The organism is Arthrobacter sp. B0427-1-12 (assembly GCF_059092905.1).
In genome coordinates this window covers 143,975-165,535 of sequence record NZ_JBNHIC010000004.1, presented here as the reverse complement: position 1 = coordinate 165,535, position 21,561 = coordinate 143,975, and the positions used below count along the sequence as shown (strand labels likewise).

Annotated in this window: 22 protein-coding genes and 2 pseudogenes; 8 read left to right on the top strand and 16 right to left on the bottom strand. The window is 66.6% G+C overall.

From position 1 onward, the window contains the following. Positions 1 to 128 precede the first annotated feature (128 nt). The 5 genes from AC5RWU_RS05280 to AC5RWU_RS05260 all read right to left on the bottom strand — a co-directional run bounded on the left by AC5RWU_RS05280 (position 129) and on the right by AC5RWU_RS05260 (position 6,962). The gene (locus AC5RWU_RS05280; protein ID WP_494036922.1) at positions 129 to 1,754 is read right to left on the bottom strand and encodes a ribonuclease J; all 1,626 of its coding nucleotides are present in this window, start codon (positions 1,752 to 1,754) and stop codon (positions 129 to 131) included. Positions 1,755 to 2,108: 354 nt separating this feature from the next. Then, positions 2,109 to 4,028, bottom strand: a complete 1,920-nt coding sequence (locus tag AC5RWU_RS05275) for an FAD-binding monooxygenase (protein ID WP_494036921.1) — start codon at positions 4,026 to 4,028, stop codon at positions 2,109 to 2,111. A 378-nt stretch (positions 4,029 to 4,406) separates the two neighbouring features. Then, positions 4,407 to 4,727 (bottom strand): hypothetical protein, encoded by a 321-nt coding sequence (locus tag AC5RWU_RS05270; RefSeq protein WP_494036920.1) that lies wholly within the window; start codon positions 4,725 to 4,727, stop codon positions 4,407 to 4,409. Between the two features lie 17 nt (positions 4,728 to 4,744). Continuing rightward, positions 4,745 to 5,038: a DUF3040 domain-containing protein gene (locus AC5RWU_RS05265; RefSeq protein ID WP_494036919.1), complete on the bottom strand. Its 294-nt coding sequence runs from the start codon at positions 5,036 to 5,038 to the stop codon at positions 4,745 to 4,747. A gap of 436 nt (positions 5,039 to 5,474) precedes the next feature. Further along, positions 5,475 to 6,962: a helix-turn-helix domain-containing protein gene (locus AC5RWU_RS05260; RefSeq protein WP_494036918.1), complete on the bottom strand. Its 1,488-nt coding sequence runs from the start codon at positions 6,960 to 6,962 to the stop codon at positions 5,475 to 5,477. 158 nt (positions 6,963 to 7,120) lie between these two features. Here AC5RWU_RS05260 and aceA point away from each other — a divergent pair, with 158 nt between their 5' ends. From aceA to AC5RWU_RS05245, 3 genes are all read left to right on the top strand, one after another. Then, on the top strand, positions 7,121 to 8,437 hold the full coding sequence (gene aceA, locus AC5RWU_RS05255) for an isocitrate lyase (protein WP_494036917.1): 1,317 nt from the start codon (positions 7,121 to 7,123) through the stop codon (positions 8,435 to 8,437). 161 nt (positions 8,438 to 8,598) lie between these two features. Beyond that, the gene (aceB, locus tag AC5RWU_RS05250) at positions 8,599 to 10,248 is read left to right on the top strand and encodes a malate synthase A (protein ID WP_494036916.1); all 1,650 of its coding nucleotides are present in this window, start codon (positions 8,599 to 8,601) and stop codon (positions 10,246 to 10,248) included. A gap of 179 nt (positions 10,249 to 10,427) precedes the next feature. Next, positions 10,428 to 10,880, top strand: a complete 453-nt coding sequence (locus tag AC5RWU_RS05245) for a hypothetical protein (protein WP_494036915.1) — start codon at positions 10,428 to 10,430, stop codon at positions 10,878 to 10,880. 21 nt (positions 10,881 to 10,901) lie between these two features. Here the strand turns inward: AC5RWU_RS05245 and AC5RWU_RS05240 are convergent, their stop codons facing one another. Next, positions 10,902 to 11,543, bottom strand: a complete 642-nt coding sequence (locus tag AC5RWU_RS05240; RefSeq protein WP_494036914.1) for a CPBP family intramembrane glutamic endopeptidase — start codon at positions 11,541 to 11,543, stop codon at positions 10,902 to 10,904. 178 nt (positions 11,544 to 11,721) lie between these two features. Between AC5RWU_RS05240 and AC5RWU_RS05235 the strand changes: the two genes are divergently transcribed. Continuing rightward, the gene (locus tag AC5RWU_RS05235) at positions 11,722 to 12,429 is read left to right on the top strand and encodes a DsbA family oxidoreductase (protein WP_494036913.1); all 708 of its coding nucleotides are present in this window, start codon (positions 11,722 to 11,724) and stop codon (positions 12,427 to 12,429) included. A 72-nt stretch (positions 12,430 to 12,501) separates the two neighbouring features. On the opposite strand, the gene AC5RWU_RS05230 is transcribed toward AC5RWU_RS05235, so the two are convergent. The 7 genes and pseudogenes from AC5RWU_RS05230 to AC5RWU_RS05200 all read right to left on the bottom strand — a co-directional run bounded on the left by AC5RWU_RS05230 (position 12,502) and on the right by AC5RWU_RS05200 (position 16,896). Then, on the bottom strand, positions 12,502 to 12,801 hold the full coding sequence (locus AC5RWU_RS05230) for an FAD-binding protein (protein ID WP_494029902.1): 300 nt from the start codon (positions 12,799 to 12,801) through the stop codon (positions 12,502 to 12,504). A gap of 89 nt (positions 12,802 to 12,890) precedes the next feature. Continuing rightward, positions 12,891 to 13,679, bottom strand: a complete 789-nt coding sequence (locus AC5RWU_RS05225) for a LytR C-terminal domain-containing protein (protein WP_494029903.1) — start codon at positions 13,677 to 13,679, stop codon at positions 12,891 to 12,893. Next, positions 13,672 to 13,971: a type II toxin-antitoxin system VapB family antitoxin gene (locus tag AC5RWU_RS05220; protein ID WP_494029904.1), complete on the bottom strand. Its 300-nt coding sequence runs from the start codon at positions 13,969 to 13,971 to the stop codon at positions 13,672 to 13,674. Before AC5RWU_RS05220 ends, AC5RWU_RS05225 begins: the two co-directional genes overlap by 8 nt. 110 nt (positions 13,972 to 14,081) lie before the next feature. Then, a complete protein-coding gene (locus AC5RWU_RS05215; protein WP_494030048.1) occupies positions 14,082 to 15,161 on the bottom strand; it encodes an ATP-dependent DNA ligase in 1,080 nt (359 codons plus the stop codon). Between the two features lie 99 nt (positions 15,162 to 15,260). Then, a pseudogene (locus AC5RWU_RS05210) lies at positions 15,261 to 15,578 on the bottom strand (SDR family oxidoreductase); the annotation flags it as partial. 194 nt (positions 15,579 to 15,772) lie between these two features. Next, positions 15,773 to 15,868 (bottom strand): annotated as a pseudogene (locus AC5RWU_RS05205) (3-oxoacyl-ACP reductase); the annotation flags it as partial. Positions 15,869 to 15,894: 26 nt separating this feature from the next. Continuing rightward, complete coding sequence (locus AC5RWU_RS05200; protein ID WP_494029905.1) at positions 15,895 to 16,896, bottom strand: NAD-dependent epimerase/dehydratase family protein; 1,002 nt, start codon at positions 16,894 to 16,896, stop codon at positions 15,895 to 15,897. 214 nt (positions 16,897 to 17,110) lie between these two features. On the opposite strand from AC5RWU_RS05200, the gene AC5RWU_RS05195 reads away from it, so the two are divergent. Continuing rightward, positions 17,111 to 17,524 carry a hypothetical protein gene (locus tag AC5RWU_RS05195; RefSeq protein WP_494002657.1) on the top strand — a complete coding sequence of 138 codons (414 nt, stop codon included), beginning with the start codon at positions 17,111 to 17,113 and terminating at the stop codon, positions 17,522 to 17,524. Positions 17,525 to 17,538: 14 nt separating this feature from the next. Here AC5RWU_RS05195 and AC5RWU_RS05190 read toward each other — a convergent pair whose 3' ends face one another. After that, complete coding sequence (locus AC5RWU_RS05190; RefSeq protein ID WP_494029906.1) at positions 17,539 to 17,958, bottom strand: SRPBCC family protein; 420 nt, start codon at positions 17,956 to 17,958, stop codon at positions 17,539 to 17,541. 74 nt (positions 17,959 to 18,032) lie between these two features. Then, positions 18,033 to 18,857: a phosphotransferase gene (locus tag AC5RWU_RS05185; RefSeq protein ID WP_494029907.1), complete on the bottom strand. Its 825-nt coding sequence runs from the start codon at positions 18,855 to 18,857 to the stop codon at positions 18,033 to 18,035. Positions 18,858 to 18,905: 48 nt separating this feature from the next. Here AC5RWU_RS05185 and AC5RWU_RS05180 point away from each other — a divergent pair, with 48 nt between their 5' ends. Beyond that, a complete protein-coding gene (locus tag AC5RWU_RS05180; protein WP_494029908.1) occupies positions 18,906 to 19,148 on the top strand; it encodes a DUF3072 domain-containing protein in 243 nt (80 codons plus the stop codon). After that, positions 19,148 to 19,651 (top strand): flavin reductase family protein, encoded by a 504-nt coding sequence (locus AC5RWU_RS05175; RefSeq protein WP_494029909.1) that lies wholly within the window; start codon positions 19,148 to 19,150, stop codon positions 19,649 to 19,651. Before AC5RWU_RS05180 ends, AC5RWU_RS05175 begins: the two co-directional genes overlap by 1 nt. A 6-nt stretch (positions 19,652 to 19,657) precedes the next feature. Here the strand turns inward: AC5RWU_RS05175 and AC5RWU_RS05170 are convergent, their stop codons facing one another. Further along, positions 19,658 to 20,557 carry a ribokinase gene (locus AC5RWU_RS05170; RefSeq protein ID WP_494029910.1) on the bottom strand — a complete coding sequence of 300 codons (900 nt, stop codon included), beginning with the start codon at positions 20,555 to 20,557 and terminating at the stop codon, positions 19,658 to 19,660. A gap of 39 nt (positions 20,558 to 20,596) precedes the next feature. On the opposite strand from AC5RWU_RS05170, the gene AC5RWU_RS05165 reads away from it, so the two are divergent. Next, entirely contained in the window at positions 20,597 to 21,511 is a 915-nt protein-coding gene (locus AC5RWU_RS05165; RefSeq protein ID WP_494029911.1) for a hypothetical protein, read from the top strand. The last annotated feature ends 50 nt before the right edge of the window (positions 21,512 to 21,561 follow it).

Here is a 21,561-nt window from a genome sequence, read left to right as displayed (position 1 = left end):
CCCGGAGCCTGCACAGAGTTGCTGCACCTCAAAGGCGCCGGTGCAATCGAAACGGAACGTCACGCCGTCGTTCTTGCAGACGCCGCACTACGCACACAGGTCCGTGATCTCCCGGTCGACGGCCGCGGTCAGGCCTCGACGATGATGACCGTGACCACAGGCTTGCGCCGCAGCGACCGGTCCGACCAGCGGAGCAGCGCCGCCGCGATCGCCTGCTCGGCCTCCGGACCCGTCTTGTCACCCTTGAGCCCGGCGAGCGCCTTCTCCACGATGCCGGTGGCGTTCTGCAGTTCGCCGGCTGCCGGGGCAAACCCGACGGGGAAGAACTCGGGGTCCTCCTCCAGCCGCCCGGTGTCCGGGTTGACGATCGCCAGCACGGTGACCGCGCCATCCTCGGCCAGGCGGAGGCGGTCCTGCAGGGATTCCTCGGTCGCCGCGCCGGCCACCATATTCTCCACGTACACGTAGTCCGCCGGGACCTTCCCGGAGACGCGGGCCACGCCGTCCTTGAGGTCGATCGTGGTGCCGTCCTCGACCACGAGGGCCTGCTTCGGGTCCACACCGGTTCGTACGGCGAGTTCCGCATTGGCCTTGAGATGGCGGTGCTCGCCGTGCACCGGCATCACGTTGCGTGGGCGGACCAGGTTGTAGCAGTAGACCAGTTCGCCCGCGCTGGCGTGCCCGGAGACGTGGACCTTGGCGTTGCCCTTGTGCACCACGTTGGCGCCGAGCTTGGTCAAATCATTGATCAGTCGGTAGATCGAGGTCTCATTGCCGGGGATCAGCGAGCTGGCCAGCAGGACCGTATCGCCCTCGGTCAGGTCAATCATGTGGTCCTGGCTCGCCATACGGGCCAGCGCCGCCATCGGTTCGCCCTGCGATCCGGTGCAGATCAGGACAGCCTTCGTGGGAGGCATCTTGTCGAGCTCCTTGAAGTCCACCAGCAGGCCGCGCGGCACGTTCAGGTACCCGAGTTCGCGGGCCGTCTTCATATTGCGGACCATGGACCGCCCCACGAAGGCCACCTTCCGCTTGTACAGGTGGGCGGCGTCGATGACCTGCTGGATCCGGTGGATGTGGCTGGCGAAACTGGAGACGATGATGCGCCGCGGTGCGGTGCGGAAGACCTCATCGATGGCCGGGGCCAGATCCTGCTCCGAGATCTGGAAACCAGGAACGTCCGCGTTCGTGGAGTCCGGCAGGAAGAGGTCCACCCCTTCCTCTCCCAGCCGGGCGAAGCCGGCCAGGTCGGTGATCCGGCCATCCAGCGGGAACTGGTCCATCTTGAAATCGCCCGTGGCAAGGACCAGCCCGGCCCCGGTACGAATGGCCACAGCCAGCCCATCCGGAATGGAGTGGTTCACAGCCAGGAACTCCAGGTCGAAGGGACCGAACTTCTTGCGCTCCCCCTCCTTGACCTGCACGGTTTTGGCGGCAATGCCGTGTTCCTGGAGCTTGGTCTTGATGAAGGCCAGCGTCAGCTTGGCGGAGATCAGCGGGATATCCCCGCGTTCCTTCAGCAGGTACGGTACGCCGCCGATATGGTCCTCGTGCCCATGGGTCAGCACCACGCCGACAATGTCGTCCAGACGGTCCCGGATCGAGGAGAAGTCCGGAAGGATCAGGTCCACACCCGGGTGATGCTCCTCGGGGAAGAGCACGCCGCAGTCCACAATGAGCAACTTGCCGCCATATTCGAACACGGTCATGTTCCGGCCGATCTCGCCGAGTCCGCCGAGGGACACGATGCGCATGGCTCCTTTCGCGAGCCCGGGCCGGGTCTGGCGTGCATCGGCTGAGGAATGGCGTGAAGTCCTGGTCATGGGATCCGATCTCTATGGCGTTGGCAGTGGCGGGCGGCAACGCCCGCAGCCGGCTTGCCGGCGTAAGGTTCGTGGGCCGGGACGCCCTGGGCGGACCGGCGGCCTGCCCCGCAGCAATAACGGGACGGCGTACTTGACCTGACTTTACCACCGGCTCAGGAGGCCACCACTGCCGGGCACGCGGGATCCGCAGCGCGACTACGACGGCGGCCACATCACCGGCAACACTAGCGACGGCGGGGGCCCACCTTTGGTGGGCCCCCGCCGTCGTTCTCGTGCCCTGCGCTAGCCGACCATGATGCCGGCGAAGAAGGACGCCAGCTCCTGGTGCGCGTCGAGCGGCAGGACGTGCGCCACATACTGGTCCGGACGGACCACAACCATGGCGCCCTGCTGGCGGTCGATGCCGCGCAGATCGAAGATGTCCTCGCCGGACTTCAGGTCCGGGGTGAAGATCTTCTCGTAATCCTTCAGCCCGAACGGCCCCTTCTGCGGGAGCAGGAAGGCCGGCATATCCTCGAGCGAAAGGTCCCGGTGGCCCTGCTGGAAGACGGCCCGGACATCGAACACGGCGTCCGGGTCCGCTCCGGCCGGAGTAAAGCGGCGGACCGGGGAGTCCTCCGAGTCGGCGAGGAACCGGCACAGCGCCGTGAGGCGTGTGTCGGCCTCGGCCGGGCCAACCGCGTCCGCGAACGCATAGATCCGCCAGCGGCCGTCGGCCTGTGCCACATGCCCGAGCTCCAGCGGCTTGGCATCGGCCAGGCGGATCACCGGCGCCGAGTGGAACCGCTCGCCGATCGGGAAGCCCTTGGCCAGGTGCTCGTGGGTGTCCTCGCCCGTGATCATGGACGGCGAGTAGTCGGTGCCGAAGCCGGCGGTGAAGCGGCCGGCCTGCACGAACTGCCGCTCGACTTCCTGGGGGTCCAGGCCTTCGTCGCCGGGCCGGTTCGGATCCTTCGGCTTCGAGCCCATGGTCTTGGACCAGCGGGTGTCAAAGTCGATCAGCTCCTGCGCGATAGCCTGGCGCTCCTGCGAATAGGTGTCCAGCAGGGATTCGGGGCTCCGTCCCTCCAGGACCGCCGCGAGCTTCCAGCCCAGGTTAAAGCCGTCCTGCATGGAGACGTTCATGCCCTGCCCGGCCTTGGCGCTGTGCGTATGGCAGGCATCCCCGGCGATAAAGACCCGCGGGCTGCGGGTACCGCGCTCCTCCGGCAGGACGTCGTCGAACCGGTCGGCGATGCGCTGGCCCACCTCGTACACCGACCACCACGCGATGTCCTTCACCTCCAAGGTGTAGGGATGGAGGACCCGCTGCGCAGCCTCGATAATCGAGTCCGCGGTGAACCGCTTCCGAGCCTCCCGGTCCGCGGGATCAAGCTGGCCAAGATCAACATAGAAACGGACCAGGTAGCCGCCCTCGCGCGGAATCAGCAGGATGTTGCCGCCGTTGGCCGACTGGATCGCGGCCTTGAGGCGGACGTCCGGGAAGTCCGTGACGGCCAGGACGTCCATGACGCCCCACGCGTGGTTGCGCGCATCGCCGCGCAGCTCCACGCCGATCGACTTCCGCACCGCGCTGCGGGCGCCGTCGCAGCCCACCACATACTTGGCGCGGACCGTAACGTCCTCGCCGCCGTCGTCCGTGGTCCGGCGCATGGTCGCCGTCACCGGGTACTCACCTTCAGGATCGACGACGACGTCGGTCACCTCCAGGCCATAGTCCGGTTCCAGCCGGCTGGGCGAGTTCCGCATGTGCTCGAGCAGGTAGTCCTGCATGCGGGCCTGGTTGACGATGACGTGGGGGTACTCGGACAAACCGTCGGCCACGTCCTGGACCCGTCCGCTGCGGACGATCTTCGTCCGGTCCTGGTCGTCAGGCCGCCAAAACACGGTTTCATTGACCCAGTACGCTTCGCGGACCAGTCGCTCGGCAAGTCCGAAGGCGTTGAACATCTCCACGGTCCGGCACGCCACGCCATCCGCCTGCCCGAGTTCCAGCGGACCGTTCCGCCGCTCGACAACCATGGTCCTGATGTCGGGGAACTCCGACAGCTGGGCCGCCAGCACCACTCCGGCCGGACCGGTACCCACGATCAGGACATCCACTTCCTCCGGGAACTGCCCACTCTGGTTCTCCTCGCGGCCGGGAGCCGCCGGTCGGAGTTCCGGGTCGCCGGGTCGGTAGCCGTCTAGATAGAACTGCATGGGTGCTCCTGGTGGGATCTGGAGGCGGTGGCTGATGATAAACGTATGCCCCGAAGGCTCCGCCAACCTCCGGGATCTCTGCCTCACATCATAGTGAGCGGCGTTACGCTTCAACAAAACGATTCTGGAGAGCAGAATCGGAATGCCCGCATCCCTCGAGCTGACCCTAGTGCCGCCCTCTATTGGCCGTGACCGAGTTCTGGTAGACAGAATCTCTGGGACTAGCCGGTGATCGGCGCGTTAGGACGAGGAAGTCCGCCACGACCTGATCGACAGCCTCTCCACGATCACCCACCGTGACATCCCCGACCGAACCAGCTCACCACGCAGTACGCCATTGGCCAACCGTCCTGACCACCGGCCACAGCCACACCGCAATTACGCTGCCAACTCTGCGGCTCGCCCCGCGGGCAGCGGCAGGCCGCGGGCCTCGATCCGGACATCGAGGTCCAAGTGGATGGCCTCCTTCGAGGCCAGAAGGTCCTCCAGGTACTCTGCAAGGCCCCGCTCGGTAACCATGCGCCGGTCGCCGACTATTTCCCTTCGCAGCTCAGCCGTGCTGTCAGAAATCTCAACGAAGCTGAAGCTGGCTGCCCCTGCCCCGTTGCCCACGATCTGTTCGGCGCTGCTGCGGAAAATCTGCTCGCCACCGTCTCGGGGAGTTGCAGTCAGCGTAAAGAAAATTCTGTCCTTCCACATAGTTATTCCTTCCATGCCTAATGCTGCTTGATGCGCCCCAACGAATCAGATGATTTTGGTTTGCTGATCACATAAAGGGCCCCGACAGCGACAAGCAGGAAACCAATAACCCCGATGAGGATGAATTGCATTTCGATCCCCACCAGAAGGACCAAGACGCCGGTCAACAGCAGGACCAGACCCCAGGGGCTGGTCGTAAACGGGTCATCAACCAGACCAGTCCGCAGTGTCTCGGCGAACGCAGGATCTTCGAGTCTTAGACCGCGTTCCAACTGCTCCAGTTGTTCTCGTTCTTCGTGCGTCAAAGGCATCGGAAACTCCTTTCCAGAGTTCGGTTACTCGCGAATCGGGACAGCAAAGCACGCAGCTCAATTCTCAGGCACTTCGACAGTGAAGCTTCCGAGAGACTTTCCCGGCGACTGCGTCATTTAGCACTGCCAAACGGGAATTAAAATAGCTTCATAAAAACCATATCGACTAAAGAAAATAAAGCAAATAAACAGCCAGTAAGTAATCTTCCTTTGAGCTAGATCACCGTTGACCGACTTGCCTGCTTATCACATTGTGGCCGGCGTCATCTTTGCGGCCCCTATTTACAGTGGGAAACGGCGATCTGCGGTATTCACCGCATTTTTCCGAAAAAGCGCGATTAGGAATTCACCCCAGCAACTCGATGCCCGCATGCCGCTCGAAGCTGACCCGCACGTCCGCGTCCAGGGAAGCACCGCCGTCGTGCGCAGTTGCCTTCTACCGGTCGGCGTGGGCCTGGAGGAACTGATAGACCTCCGTTTCGTCGACGCCGGGGAAGGCGCCGGGCGGGAGGGCGGCGAGGAGGTGGGAGTTGGCGCGGGCGCTGGGCCAGGCGCGGCCGGCCCATTGGGCGGCGAGGTCGGCCGGCGGGCGGCGGCAGCACGACTCATCCGGGCAGAGCGACTTGGAGCGTTCCTTGGTGTCGCGGCCTCGGAACCATTTGACGTCGGCGTAGGGCACGCCGATGCTCAGCGAGTACTCGCCTGAGGAGTGCCGTTCCGTGATGGCGGTGCACCAGAAGGTGCCGGCGGCGGTGTCGGTGTATTGGTTGAAGGCCCGGAACTTGTCCGGCACATCAAACACCGCCCGGGAGGTCCAGAAGCGGCAGACGGGCTGGCCTTCGATGGCGCCGGTATGGTCCGCCGGGAAATTTACGTTGTCGTTCTCATAGGCCTTATGGATAATCCCGCTGACGTGCACCTTCTGGAAGTGGCAGCGGATGCCCAGGTGGCGGGTGGCGAGGTTGGTGAAGCGGTGCGCGGCCGTCTCGTAGGACACGGCAAAAGCGTCGCGCAAGTCCTCGATGGCCAACTCCTTAGCGTGCTTGGCCTTCTGCAGGAAGTCCACAGTGGCGTGCTCGGGCATCAGCAGCGCGGCGGCGAAGTAGTTGGTGTAGACCCGTTGGCGCAGGAAGTCCGCGTAGTCGGTGGGCGTCTCGTGGCCGAGCACGTAGTGGCCGACGGCCTGCAGCAGCACCGAACGGGGGTCATGCTCAGACCGATGGCCCTGCGTCAAGTAAATTCTGCGGTTCTTCAAATCCGTCACGGAACGGGTGGAATGCGGCAGATCCCCGACGTACTGAAGGCTGAAACCGAGGTGCTCGGCGATGTCCGCGGCAATGTGGTGGGACAGCGGACCGCCGCTGAAGCCAACGGCTTTGAGCAGCTCCTGGGCCTGGGCTTCGATGTCCTCGTAGTGGTTGTTCCGGGCACGCATTTCGGCGCGCAGCTCGGTGTTGGCGCGGCGGGCTTCCTCGGGGGTTGCGGCCTGCTCGTCGAGCCGGCGCTCGAGTTCGTTCTGCAGGCCGACCAGGGACTCCAGCACGTCCATGGGAAGCCGCGAACTGATGCGGACTTTGGGCAGCCCGAGTGACTCGTAGAGCGGCCCGCGCTGGGCGCGTTCCAGCTCGATTTCCAGGGCGGCCCGGCGGCTGGGCGGTTCGGCGCCAAGAAGCTGGTCCATCCCGACACCGAAGGCCTTGGCGAGCGACTGCAGCATGCCGAGTTTGGGCTCGCGCTTGCCGTTCTCAATCAGTGACAGCTGCGAGGGTGCAGTGCCGACGGCGGCGCCCAGGTCATCGAGCGTCATGCCTTGGGTCTTGCGCAGGTGCCGCACGCGGCGACCGAGGCTGATCAGGTCGATCTCGCCGTCGTTCGCTGTCTCTTGGGAAGCCTTCGCGGGTCGATGCCAGCTCGTAGAAGTCATTTCTTGAGAATACGCGAAGAAAAGCAAATCTTTCCAGCATTTTCATCTATCCAACCCCTTGCAGCATGCGGAATAGTCGTTTTCACGAAGAAGTTCGGCACTGAGGCCGTAACTGAAGTCACTCGGCAGAGATGCCGGGGAAACCAAGGAGAACAGCAATGACCGCATCATTTGAGCCGGCCCCGAAGACCGCTGAAGAAGCAGCCAAGGAACTGGAACTCGAGTGGGCTGCCAACCCCCGCTGGGAGGGCATCACTCGTGACTACAGCGCAGCTGATGTCGTCCGCCTCCGCGGCCGCGTCCAGGAAGAGCACACGCTGGCCAAGCGCGGTTCCGAGAAGCTGTGGAAGCAGCTGACAGAGGAGGCCAAGACCGGCCAGTACACCAACGCCCTCGGCGCCCTCACCGGCAACCAGGCGGTCCAGCAGGTCAAGGCCGGCCTGCGCGCCATCTACCTTTCCGGCTGGCAGGTCGCCGCCGACGCAAACCTCTCCGGCCACACCTACCCGGACCAGTCGCTCTACCCGGCCAACTCGGTTCCGCAGGTGGTCCGCCGCATCAACAATGCGCTGCTGCGCGCCGACCAGATCGAGTATTCCGAGGGCAAGCAGACGGTCGAGGACTGGCTGGTCCCGATCGTGGCCGACGCCGAGGCCGGCTTCGGCGGCCCGCTGAACGCCTACGAGCTGATGAAGTCCATGATCGCTTCCGGCGCCTCCGGTGTGCACTGGGAGGACCAGCTGGCCAGCGAGAAGAAGTGCGGCCACCTGGGCGGCAAGGTCCTCATCCCGACCCAGCAGCACATCCGCACACTGAACGCAGCCCGCCTCGCCGCGGATGTGGCGGGAACGCCGTCGGTCATTATTGCCCGCACGGACGCCGAAGCCGCCACCCTGATCACCTCCGACGTCGACGAGCGCGACCGCGAATTCATCACCGGCGAGCGCACGCCGGAAGGCTTCTACAAGGTCCGCAACGGCATCGAACCCTGCATCGCCCGCGCCAAGGCCTACGCTCCGTACTCCGACCTGATCTGGATGGAGACCGGCACCCCCGACCTGGAGCTGGCCCGTAAGTTCGCCGAGGCCGTCAAGTCCGAATTCCCGGACCAGATGCTCTCCTACAACTGCTCCCCGTCCTTCAACTGGAAGAAGCACCTGGACGACGCCACCATCGCCAAGTTCCAGCGTGAGCTCGGCGCCATGGGCTTCACCTTCCAGTTCATCACCCTCGCCGGCTTCCACGCCCTGAACTACTCGATGTTCGACCTTGCCCACGGCTACGCCCGGGAAGGCATGAGCGCCTACGTCGAGCTGCAGGAGCGTGAATTCGGCGCCGAAGACCGCGGCTACACCGCAACCAAGCACCAGCGCGAAGTGGGTACCGGCTACTTCGACCAGATCTCCACTGCCCTCAACCCCAACGGCAGCACCCTGGCCCTCGTTGGCTCCACCGAAGAGGGCCAGTTCCACTAACGACGGCGGGCTCCGCCTTCGGCGCTCCTGTCACCCCTTCTGCGCCAAACCTCAGTTGTTGCAGCTTCACCCCGGCGTGTCGCTGCAACAACTGAGGTTTCGGCGAAAGGTGAGGGCCGCCGTCGTTCACTTTTTCTTTTCTCCCAAGGAGACGATCCACGATGAATGATCCGATTACTTTGAATGGCATTACGCTGACGGCTTCGCCGACGCGGCGGCAGGAAGAGATCCTCACTCCGCAGGCGATCGACTTCCTGGTCCAGCTGCACAACGCCACTGAGGCCCGCCGCCAGGAGCTGCTGCGGCTGCGGCGGGACCGGCGCCGGAGCATCGCCGCCGGCTCGGACCCGAAGTTCCTCCCCCACACCGCACACATCCGCGAGGATGACAGCTGGCGCGTCGCCCCCGCGGCGCCGGGCCTGGAGGACCGCCGGGTGGAGATCACCGGGCCGGTGGACCGCAAGATGACCATCAACGCGCTGAACTCCGGGGCCAAGGTGTGGCTGGCGGACATGGAGGACTCCTCCACCCCCAGCTGGGAGAACGTCATCAATGGGCAGCTGAACCTGCGGGATGCGCTGGACCGGACGATCGACTTCACCACGCCCGAGGGCAAGGAATACAGGCTCCGCGGCGAACAGCTCACGGACATGCCCACCATCGTGGTCCGTCCGCGCGGCTGGCACCTGCCGGAGAAGCACATGCTGATCAACGGCACCCCGATCGCCGGCGGACTGGTGGACTTCGGACTGCACTTCTACCACAACGCCCAGCGGCTGATCGCCCAGGGCCGCGGCCCGTACTTCTACCTGCCGAAGATCGAGAACCACCTGGAGGCACGCCTCTGGAACGACATCTTCATCCAGGCCCAGGACCTGCTGGGCATCCCGCAAGGCACCATCCGCGCCACCGTGCTGATCGAGACCATCACCGCGGCGTTCGAGATGGAGGAGATCCTGTACGAGCTGAAGGACCACGCGGCCGGGCTGAACGCCGGACGCTGGGACTACATCTTCTCCATCATCAAGAACTTCCGCACCCGCGGCCCGCGCTTCGTGCTCCCGGACCGCCACCAGGTGACCATGACCGCACCGTTCATGCGCTCCTACACCGAGCAGCTGGTTCGCGCCTGTCACCGCCGCGGCGCACACGCCATCGGCGGCATGGCGGCCTTCATCCCCAACCGCCGGGATGAGCAAGCCAATGCGATCGCGTTCGAGAAGGTCCGCACGGACAAGACCCGCGAGGCCAACGACGGCTTCGACGGCTCCTGGGTGGCCCACCCGGACCTGGTGCCGGTGGCCCGCGAGGTGTTCGACTCCGTCCTCGGCGACAAACCCAACCAGGTGGACCGCCTGCGCGAGGACGTGACGCCGGATGACCGCGGCCTGCTGGACGTCGCCTCCACGGAGGGCGCCATCACCGAAGCCGGGGTCCGCAGCAACATCGAGGTCGGCATCCGCTACATCGAATCCTGGCTGCGCGGTAACGGTGCGGCCGGCATCAACAACCTGATGGAGGACGCGGCCACCGCGGAGATCTCCCGCTCCCAGGTCTGGCAGTGGATCTACTCCAGCGCCGTGACCACGTGCGGCGAGATCGTCAGCAGGTACTGGGTGCGCGAACTGCTGGAGGAGGAATTCGCTAGGCTCCCGCGCTTCGAGGGCGACCGCTTCACCGAGGCCCGGAAGATCTTCGAGGAAGTCACCCTCGGCGAGGAATTCCCCGATTTCCTGACCCTGCCGGCCTACGCCCGCTACCTGTGCGAGAACCGTGACGGCAACCGAGACCGGGAGCTCGTGGCGGCCTGAGCCCGGCGCCTGAACGCTGCCCAGTCTGCTCAGGTTCTGCGGCCTGAACTCCTCAGAAACCGGCGTGTCCACAGGGCACGCCGGTTTCGTGCTGGGAAGTTGAGCAGACTGGCCGGCTGCGGTCGCCCCATGCCACATACTGGAAGGATCACATTCGTCTTTGGGGGAGGATGATGTCCGTGCACGCATTCCCGGGGTGGAAACCGCCACCACGGCGGTTGCCGCTGGCCCTGCTCGCGGCGGTTGGCGCCGTCGTCCTGGCCGTCGCGGATCCCCGGATCCGCCGCAGCGCCCGCGGCTACACTGGTCCCAAGGACCATCTGCCGGACCAACGGCCAGACAGGGGGACTCCGGGACGCATGAAGCGCTACTTCCTGCCGTGCAAGCCTGTGGGGAAGTGCGCCGTGTGGTTCCTGGCAGCGTTCCTGGTCCTGGCCCTGCTGATGGTGCTGGGCATCATGCTGCCAATCCACAACATCCTGGTGTCCGTGCTCGGGTGGGTGGGCATCATCCTCGCGGCGGTTTCCTACGCCCGGGACAAGGAGCGCTCCATCGTGGTGCTGCTGCTGGGGATAGCAGCAGCGGCAGTGGTCATCGGCTACGTTGCGGTCCAGCTCCTGGCCCCCGCCTAGCCTTCGCCGGGAGGTAAGGCTTCACATCCCCGGCGGCACGTATGCGTTGATGAAGACGAAGACGGACATATTGCCGACATCCACCAGCGCGTGGGACCACAGCGGAATCCGCAGGTTGCCTGCCGAACGGCGGATGTACGCCCAGACCAGCCCCATCGCCGCCAGGGAAAAGTACATCGCGATTGACCGGTTGCCCACGGAGAACACGCCCCACATCAGCGGATGGCTCAGCACGAAGAACACGGTCGAATACGCCGCCATCAGCCAGAACGGCCACCCGCCGCGCGCATCCATCAAGGCTCCGCGCCAGTAGGTCTCCTCCATAAGCGGGTTAATCAGCGCGAACAGCAGCCACGGCAGGATCAGCCCCGAATGCATCGCCAGCAGGTCCAGGTTCAGCAGCAGGATGCCCAGCATGGGGAAGAGCCCCAGCGCCGCGGCTGCGACGTACGCCCACACCGGTGCGCGGCCCCCTGCGCGGAACCAGGTCCTGCGCTGCGCCGGATCGGTGGTCAGCAGCACCACCACGGCCATCAGCGCCCAGTAGGCCAGCGCCACCACCACCCAGGCCGCGGCCGGTACGGCAGCGTGCGCCCACACGGCCAGAAAATGTACGACGGCGATAATCCCCACCGGGGACAGCAGGACCAAGGGACGCTTCATTTGGTCCAACGACGCGGGAAGTGTGGAAGTCAGGTTCACAACCTCAACATATCCGCCCCGCCGAAACCTCAATTTTTGCGGTCCGGGACGGCGTGTCGTCAGCAGAAACTGAGGCTTCGGCAAGGTGGGGCGGGGAGGGAGGTGGAATAGCGGCGCCCGGCAGCCGGTTGCAGAGAGTATGCAGATTGAGATTTGGTCCGATATCGCCTGCCCGTGGTGCTACATCGGCAAGCGCCGCTTCGAGGCGGCCCTGGAGAACTTCCCGCACAAAGACCAGGTCGAGGTAACCTGGCGCAGCTACCAGCTGGACCCCAGCCTGCCGGCGCACGATGACCGCAGCGAACTGGAGTACCTGAGCACAGTCAAGGGCATGCCCAAGGACCAGGTGGCCCAGATGTTCGAGCACGTCAAGACCCAGGCCGCCGGCGTCGGCCTGGAGTACGACTTCGACAACCTGGTGGTCGCCAACAGCTTCACCGGCCACCGCTTCCTGCACCTGGCCAAGAAGCACGGCAAGGGCGACGCCGCGAAAGAGGCCCTGCTCTCGGCGCACTTCGAGCAGGCCCAGGACATCGGCGACGTGGAGGTTCTGGTAGGGATCGGCGTCGGACTTGGCCTGGATGAGCAGGAAATCCGCGAGGCGCTGGCGGGAGACGCCTTCGCCGCGGAGGTCCGCCAGGACATTGCCGAAGCCCGGGCGCTGGGCGTCCAAGGCGTGCCGTTCTTCGTGCTGGACCGCAAGTACGGCATTTCCGGTGCCCAGCCCAGCGAGGTCTTCGCGGGTGCGCTGAACCAGGCCTGGTCCGAGGCCAACCCGCTGACCATGGTCACTCCGGCCAGCCAGGGCCAGGACGGCGAGGTCTGCGGCCCGGACGGCTGCAACTAAACGCAAGAGGCGGGGCCTGCGGTCGATACCGCAGGCCCCGCCTCTGCCTAACCGTACTAACGTTGACCGCACTTACGGCCGGGTCACGCCCCGCTCGGCGGCGTGTTTGGCGATGTCGCGTCCGGCGCGGTAGCCGAAGACCAGGGCCGGGCCCACGTGGGAGCCGTAGCCGGGGTAGCCGCCGCCGAAGACGGACACCGCGGCCGCGCCCACCGCATACAGGCACGGCACGGCCGTCCCGTCGGCGGTGGTGACCTCGGAGCGGTCGTTGATGCCGATGCCGGCGAAGGTGCCCAGGTCCCCCATCCGGATCTGCGCCGCGTAGAACGGGCCCTTATCCAGCGGTTCGCTTCCATTGCCTCGATCTCCCATCGACTTGACTCAGGCCAGTGAACGCGACGGAGCGAGTGTGACGACAGCCACCTTGCCGTTGAATGGAAAATCGGGAGTCCCGCGGCGGGCTACAGGTCCCCGGGGTCGGGTACCGCCGGCGCCGGCTCCACCGGTCCGGTCTCGGCAGGTGCGGGTCCCCCGGAAGGAGGGACCGGCGTCGGGCTTAACCGCGGGCAGCTGAGCGCTGCCGGTGTCTGGTCCACCAGCCCCGGTTCGATCAGGCCCTCGTAGCCGGAGCCGAGGATGATGTCCACCGAGGCGTCGCTGCGGGCGTCCGCCACATACTCGGTGTTGGGGATGTTGCGCTGCAGGTTGAAGGCGCCGGCCTCCCCTGACCGGCCCGAAACGATGACCGCGGACAGCCCGGGCTGGCTGATGTCCTTGTTACCGGTTTCGCCCAGAATATAACCGCGCAGCTGCAGCTCAAGCCCCACCTGGGACGCCAGCCCCTCCTCCAGCGTGCCGTTGTACACATTGACGGTCACGGTGTTGTTAGGCGCGTAGTTCTGGACGCCGGCGGGGCAGGTGGGCGGAGGCGGCGCCGCCTCCGGCTCGAAGCCGGGCACCTTCAGGTCGCCGCGGGAGATGGCAACTGCCATGAAAACGCCCGCGACAATGAGGGCCACCAGGAGCAGCAGCACGATGCCGTGGCGGATGCGGCGCCACATGTAGACCGAGGACTTCTCCACCTCGTCACCGGCGAAAGTGGCTGCGAGATCCTCCTCGGTGACGATCCGGTGCCCGTGCCAGTGCAGCGGATCATCGACGTCGCGGCCGCCGCGCCGGTGCCGGTGCGGCAGTTGCTGCTTCGCGGGATCCGCCTGCTTCGCGGGGTCGTCCTGCCGCTGGTCAGTCATCGAGCACCAGTACCCGGGCGTGGAGGATCGAGCGCTGGTGCAGGGCGGTGCGGACCGCGCGGTGCAGCCCGTCCTCCAGGTACAGCGTTTCCCGCCACTGCACCACGTGCGGGAACAGATCGCCGAAGAAGGTGGAGTCCTCTGCCAGCAGCGCCTCGAGGTCCAGGGTGGTCTTCGTGGTTACGAGCTCATCGAGCCGCACCTGCCGCGGCGGCACGGAGGCCCAGTCCTTAGGCGTCACGTATCCATGGTCAGGGTAGGGGCGTCCGTCGCCAACTGCTTTGAAGATCACCCACCCCAGCGTAGAGAAAATGCGAAGCCAGCGAAACATGGTTACCTGCAGGCAACGTGTCTCGTAGCGAAATGGTTACCAAGTACGACGCCGGCGGGCAACTGCCGCTGCTACCGTCGCCGGCCGCTCCCCAGCACCTCGGCCAGGTCGAATTTCACCGGCTCCTCCAGCTGCGCATAGGTGCAGGATTCCGGATCGCGGTCCGGACGCCAGCGGACGAACTGGGCCGTGTGGCGGAACCTCTCGCCCTCCATATGGTCGTAGCGCACCTCCACCACACGTTCGGGCCGCAGCGGCACAAAGGACAGGTCCTTGCCCGCAGTCCAGCGGCTGCCCTCGGCATTGCGGGGTGTGCGGGCGCCTTCCTCCTGCCGGGCCCAGGCCCACGGGTGGCCGTCGAAGTCCGTGACCAGCGGCTGAAGCTCCTCGAACAGCTCCTTGCGCCGCTGCAGCGGGAACGCTCCGACCGCGCCCACATTCGCCAGCCCGCCGGCGTCGTCATAGAGCCCCAGCAGCAGCGAGCCGATCCGGTCCGGCCCGCTCTTGTGCACGCGGTAGCCTGCCAGCACGCAGTCGGCGGTGCGCTCGTGCTTGACCTTGAACATCACGCGCTTGTCCGGTTGGTAGGTTACGGCCAGCGGCTTGGCGACGATCCCATCCAGCCCGGCACCTTCAAAGGAGCAGAACCACTGCTCCGCCAGTGCAGGGTCCGTGGTAGCGGCGGTGACATGGATGGGCGGCTGCGCCGCGGCCAGGCTGTCCTCCAGGACCCGGCGTCGCTCGGTGAACGGCCGGCCGGTATAGTCCGTGTCCTCCAGCGCGAGCAGATCGAACGCCACATATTTCACCGGGGTTTCCCGGGAGAGCAGCCGGATCCGGCTGGCGGCCGGATGGATCCGCTGCTGCAGCGCCTCAAAGTCCAGCCGGTTCCCTGAGGCCCCGACCAGCACGATCTCGCCATCCAGCACACAGCGCGGCGGCAGGTTCGCCTTCACTGCCTCCACGAGTTCCGGGAAGTACCGGGTCATGGGCTTCCCGTTGCGGCTTCCGATCTCCACTTCGTCGCCGTCGCGGAAAATGATGGACCGGAACCCGTCCCATTTCGGTTCGAAGCTCAGTTCCCCTTCGGGAATCCGGTCCACAGCCTTTGCCAGCATCGGCGGGACCGGAGGCATCACGGGCAGCTGCATGACCAGTTCCTCAATCCACGATCGCTCCGCAGGAGATATTACCTCCGTCGACGTCATCGTGCGGGCCCGATCCGAGGCCACGAAGGCGGCCACATTTCCGACCTCGGCCAGCGTCGCCGCCCGCTTCAGCAGGCCCGACTGTTCAATGCCGGTTGCGATCTCCTCCCGCCCGGGGAACCCGGCCGGGATGGACTCCGGCACGCCGCCGGTCCGCAGCGTCACCACGCGGATGCCGTGCGGACCCAGTTCGCAGGCCCACTGCCGGCGGTGGCCTTCGATGGCGTCGAGGGCCACCTTGAAGCCGCCCAGCCCGGGCAGCGTCTGCGGGCAGTCGCCGCCGAAGGCGAGGATGACACCGGAGCGCCGGGGGACCCTGTGCCGGGCGGCCGCGCGAGTGGTGAGGAAGTGGCTGCGCATGGCGCGGTTGATCGGCTGGAGGAAGTCATCGACAGAGATCTCGGCCAGGGGCTCCAGGCGTCGCCGTAGGAGATGAGGTTGAAGGAAATGTCGACGACGGCGGTCTCCGCCGCCCCGCCGTCCTTCCCTGCGCTTCCGGCCCGGATCTCCTCAGCCACCCGGTCCAGTGTGGACTGGGTACGGCCGGCCAGGAACACCCGGGCACCCTCGCGGGCGAAGGCGTGGGACACCGCACCGCCGATGGGACCGCCCGCGCCGCAGATGATGGCTACCTTGCTCTCCAGCAGCATGATGTTCCTACCTTTCCCGCATTGCTCTAGGTACGGAGCTCTTCCAGCAGTTCCCTCTCGACGTTGTCCGGCAGGCCCGCCTTCCGCGTGGGGCCGGGGGCGCGGGCGAGTTCCCAAGCCAGGGTGTCCGCGAGCGTTTCGGCCAGCGGCCGTGTGGCCAGGCCGGCCGCCCGGGCAGCACTGCTGTCCCTGGCGCTGAATCCGGCGTACTCCGGCAGCGGAAGCCACAGCGGGAGGGACTGCTCCCCCATCCACGGTTCCACCTTGTGGGCCTGCAGCCAGTCCGGAGCCGCCGCGACAACCGGTCCGGTATGGCCAGCCACCGCGCGGGCCGCCGCCAGATGCTCCGGCAAGGGCATGGCCAGCCCCGCAGCGTTGTACGTCCCGGCAAGTCCGCGCGCACCGGCGTCGACGATCCACGCGGCGAGGTCCCGGACATCGATGACCTGGGTGGCCAGTCCTGGTTCGTCCGGCACCAGGACACTGCCGTCCGCCGCCGCAGGCCGGGCGAACCGCAGCGGCCAGTAGCCCGTGCGGTCGAAGATATCCCCCGGCCCGCCGATCAGTCCTACCCGGGCTATCAGCGACCGCTCCGGCCCGAAGGCCTGCAGCACGTGCTGCTCGCAGGCGACCTTGGCCTCGCCGTAGGTTTCCATGCTCTCCATCACGTCGCCGGCCAGCGGAGGCAGAAGCGCGGCGCTCTCATCGGCACCGGGCGTGGTATGGTCCGCGTACACGTTTCCGGAGGAGATGAAGACGAACAGCCCGGTGCGGCCCGCGAGCGCGGCGGCGGCACGCCGCACCTGTCCCGGCTGACGGGAGACATCCACGACGACATCCCAGTCCGCACCGGTGACCTGCTCATACGCACCGGGGCCGTCAGGGTCTGCGCGGATGGAGGCCGCCCCGTCCGGGACGCTGCCGGACTGGCCGCGCGCCAGGCAGGTGACCCGGTGCCCGCGGCCCAGTGCCGCCGTCGCAATGGCACTGCCCAGCCAGGCGGTGCCGCCAAGAATCAGAAACCGCATGCAACCAACCCAACACCGGTCACCCCCTGCGCACAAGGTCTGAACGTTACGCACTCGCGATGAGAGTCCCAACACATTTTTCCGGCGCGTGACCGAAACGTTAGCCAGACACGCTTACACTTCAGCCCCGTCCCGCCGCCTGGGGTGCAGACTAGTAAGCGTGGGCCGGTTCCATCCGGCACCCAAGCCAGGCTTTGCTTCATGAGGGGGAACGATGCCAAGCATCAAACGCACGACGGCCATCGCCGCCGTCGGTCTTATTGCTGCCGGGGCCACGGCCGGAGGCGTGTACATCGCCGGCCAGGCGGTCGCCGACCAGAGCACCATCCGCTGCTTTCCCGCTCCTGAGCTTGAGGCCGATGACGCCCTCAGCTTGGCGCACCCGCGCAACAGTCCGCCGGCCGAAGCGATCGAGCACTGCGCGGACCAGTGGCGGAACGGCACACTGACACGGCACGGTATCAATCCGGAGGCCCTGGATCCGGACAGCGGTTTCGACCCGGAGGATACGACCATCACGTTCACCGTGCCGGAACTGAGCGCCTGCCTCTACGAGGACGAGGTCGGGGTCTTCCCCGGCAGCTCCCAAGTCTGCCAGCGGCTGGGCCTGAAGCTTCTGGAGGAATAGCCCCTGCCGGAGGATTACGGGAGGCCCGCCTCCGCGTGCCGCTTGAGCCTGCGCAGATGCCCGGCCCAACCGGCAACGTGTTCGGCGGCCAGCGGCCCGCCGTCGGACAGCGCGGCAAAACCCGACTCGACCAGCGCCACCCGGGTGCCGTCGTCGTCCGCGTGGAAGGTGAAGGTGACCCTTGTTTGCGCTTCCCAGCCCGGTTCCGACCAGCGGAAGGTGAGCCGGCGGCCGGGAACGACGACGTCAACTTCGCCTTCCGCGGTCAGGACGGTGCCCTCGATTTCCCACCGTTCGCGCACCGGCGTTCCCGGCACCACGGCGAACTCCATGCCTGGCCACCAGGCATCCTTGCCCTCAGCGAAGGCGGACCAGGCGCGGTCGGCCGGGCAGCGGATCAGGATTTCCAGGCGGATATCGTCGGCGATCTGCACGAGGCCATTAGCTCAGAAAGGCCGGGGGTGCGCAATAGGCGCCTACCCCCGGCAGCGGGATGCCGGCGCACGTATCAGCCGAGTAGGGCGGCCGCAATGCCTGACTGGTTGCCCAGCAGCCAGTCACGGCGGCGGCGGATCTGGTCTCCGGCTCCATCCCGCCACATCCGTGCCCACCCCCCGCCGACTGCCTCGGCGTAGTGCTTCATTCTCAGCCAGCTCAGGTCAGCGCGCTCCGCACCGAACCCGGCCAGCCGCCGTCGTTCTCCTGCGGACCAGCCGTAGGCATCCGCGAAGATCCGCAGTCGCCGCAACTGATCGGCGCCCAACCATTCTCCGCCGACGTCGAAGGGGTCGCGCAGCGGCACCCAGTGCATCGCCGTGTTGTACGAATCGATAAGACGGGTGCTTGGACCGGCAAGGTCAAAGTCAATGAGCGCTACGGCTTCCCCGCCCCGAACCACCGTATTCTGCGGTGTCACGTCCAGATGTGTGACCAGCTCAAAGTCATCCTGCCGCACCGGCCGCGGAGGGAAAGGCTCAGCGGCGGGGTCATAATCCGAGGAAGCCTCGTGCAGGCGCCGGACCAGACGGCCCACAGAGGCCAGGAGCCGCTCCGATAGGACCCAAGGCTCAACCACGGCGCCGGGAACCGATCCCTCGATAAAGGTGAGGACGTCCCGGCCGACAGCGTCCCGCCCCAGGAACCGCGGACTCCCGTCGAAGCCCGCCTGCTCCAAATGGTCCAGATAGGCGGCCACAGCATGGGATTGCGGCTGGTGCGGCCGGCGGACCGTCTGTCCGACCCGGACGACCCCTTCGGTGACATCGCCGGCCGGCAGCTGGATTTCGACGCCGCCGGCTTGATCAGCGAACCTGCGTGTTCGATATCCCTCCATACCGGCCGATGCTACCGAAGGGGTGGCCTGCTCACTACAGTGGACCCCATGGCAGACAACGAGCGCGAGACTTTGGGAAGCCCGACGCCGGAACCGGACGCCGGCCTGAACCGTGATCCGGAGGACTGGGTCACCGGAGACGAGCCGATGACCGCCGCCCAGCGCAGTTACCTGGACACCCTGGCACGCGAGGCCGGGGAGGAGTTGCCGGCGGATTTGACCAAGGCGGAGGCCTCCGAGCACATCGACAGGCTGCAAAAGGGAAGCAATCGGCTGGGCAAGGAGCAGTAATGGGTCCGGAGCCGGACATCGGCGGCTTCATCGCGGGCTTCGACCATCCGATGTACGTGGTGACGGCTGCCTCGGGGCCGGAAGCACAGCCCGCATCACGGTCCGGCTGCCTGGTGGGGTTCGCCACCCAGTGCAGCATCGATCCGGCGCGCTTCCTGGTCTGCATCTCCAAGCAGAACCACACCTACCGGCTGGCCCGCGACGCGTCCGCACTGGGCCTGCATGTGCTCGGCGCTGGCCAGCGGGAGCTGGCGGAACTGTTCGGCGGCCGGACCGGCGACGAGGTGGACAAGTTCGCCTCCTGCAGCTGGCGGGACGGGCCGCGCGGTGTACCGATACTGACAGATTGCCCGCGCTGGATGGTGGCGGAGGTCGTTGACCGCGTCGACCTGGGCGACCATGACGGGTTCCTGGTGGCGCCTGTCGAAGTGGGCATCGAAGCCGATGCCGCGCCGCTGAAATTTTCCCAGGTCCGCAGCCTGCAGGCCGGGCACCCGGCCTGAGCGCCATCAGCCGGGCAGCCGGTCCGCCAGGGTGGGAAAGGAAGGCTGGGCGCCCTCACTCTGCACCGCGAAGGCTCCGACCCTGACGGCAAAGGCGGCAGCCGCCTGCAGGCTGTCCCCCGCCGCCAGCCGGGCACCCAACGCACCGACGAAAGCATCCCCGGCTCCGGTGGTGTCCACTGCTTCGACCGGCGGCGCGGGATAGGCCTTGATGCCGGACGCATCCGCGCACAGCGCCCCGCGCGCTCCAAGGGTGAGTACGACGGCGGGCACCCCCGCCCGCAGCAGGCCCGCCGCCAGCGTTTCCTCGGAAGCCGGCTGCGGAACCCCCGGCGCCAGCAGCTTCAGTGCCAGCACGGCTTCGTGCTCGTTGACCACCAGCGGGTCCGCGCGGCGGAAAACCACCGGCTCCAGCTCGATGACCGGCGCCAGGTTCAACACCACCCGCCCGGTGGCCAGCCGAGCGGCGGCCTCAGTGCCGGAGCGCGGAATCTCGCCCTGCAGCAGCACCACGGCGGCGCCGCCGATCGCATCGGCATGACCTTCCACGGCCGCCGCATCCAGGGTGGCATTGGCGCCGGGCACCACCACGATCGTGTTCTCTCCGCCGTCCGCGACGGTGACCAGCGCGACGCCGGTGGGCTCCGCCGTCGTGCTTATGCCCGACAGCGAAACGCCGGCTTCACGCACCAGCTGCAGCGCCGCCCCCGCATGCCCGTCCCTGCCGACCGCGCCGATCAGGGCGGTGGCTGCGCCCAGCCGCGCGGCTGCGACCGCCTGGTTGGCGCCCTTGCCGCCGGGCAGCACGGCGAGGCTGCGGCCGATCACCGTCTCCCCCGGCTGCGGGTGGCGGGCGGCGGTGACCAGCAGATCGGCATTGATGGATCCGACCACTACGACGTTCATAAACCGACCCTAGCCGCGGGCTCTGACAGAATCGAAGCCATGAACGTTCCCCTGCTTGGCCTGCTGCTCGACGTTGACGGACCGATCGCCAGCCCCGTCACCCGGACCGTGCGCCAGGACATCCTCGGCCACCTCGGCACGCTGGCCGCCGCCGGCATCCCGCTCATCTTCAATACCGGCCGCTCGGACACCTTTATCCGCGAGCAGGTCATGGAGCCCATGCTGGCTGCCGGCATTCCGGACAACGCGCGCATCCATGCCATCTGCGAAAAGGGCGCGGTGTGGTTCAGCATCACCGCCGAAGGCGCCGGCGAGATCCAAGTGGACCGCAGCCTGGCCCTCCCGCCGGCCTTTGCCGACGCCGTCCGGCAGCTGGTGCTGCAGAAGTACCAGGCCTACATGTTCTTCGACGAGACCAAGCACGCCATGGTGTCCGTGGAACAGCAGCTGGACGTGCCGAACCGGGACTACCTGTCCATCCAGCATCATTTCGACGACGACGCGCTGCGGCTCATGCGCGAGCACAACCTGGGCGTCACCCGGCTGGACCACCACGCCCCGGACAGCGACGACAACATCAGCTTCCGCGTCGAGCCGACCATCATCTCCACCGATATCGAGGCGATCGAGCTGGGCAAGGACCTGGGCGCGCAGCGGGCCATGGAGCTGCTGAAGGAGGACGGCGCGCTGCCCGCCGCGTGGCGCACCGTGGGGGACTCACGCAGCGATTACGCGATGGCCGACTGGCTGCACGAGCAGGGCTTCGACGTGGCGCACGTGGATGTCCGGCCGGAGGACGGCGTGTTCGCCAAGCCGTATCCGGTGCTGACAGCGGCGAACCTGGGCGGCGACGCCAAGATGATCCACGACGACGCCGGTGCCGTCTTCCTGCAGCGCTGGGTGGACATGGTGGAAGGCCGGGCACTGGGCGACGACGACCTGCCGGGGAAATAAATCCCCTTGGATTACTTGTTCCTTCAAGTACACCTGCCCGAAGGAGCGTC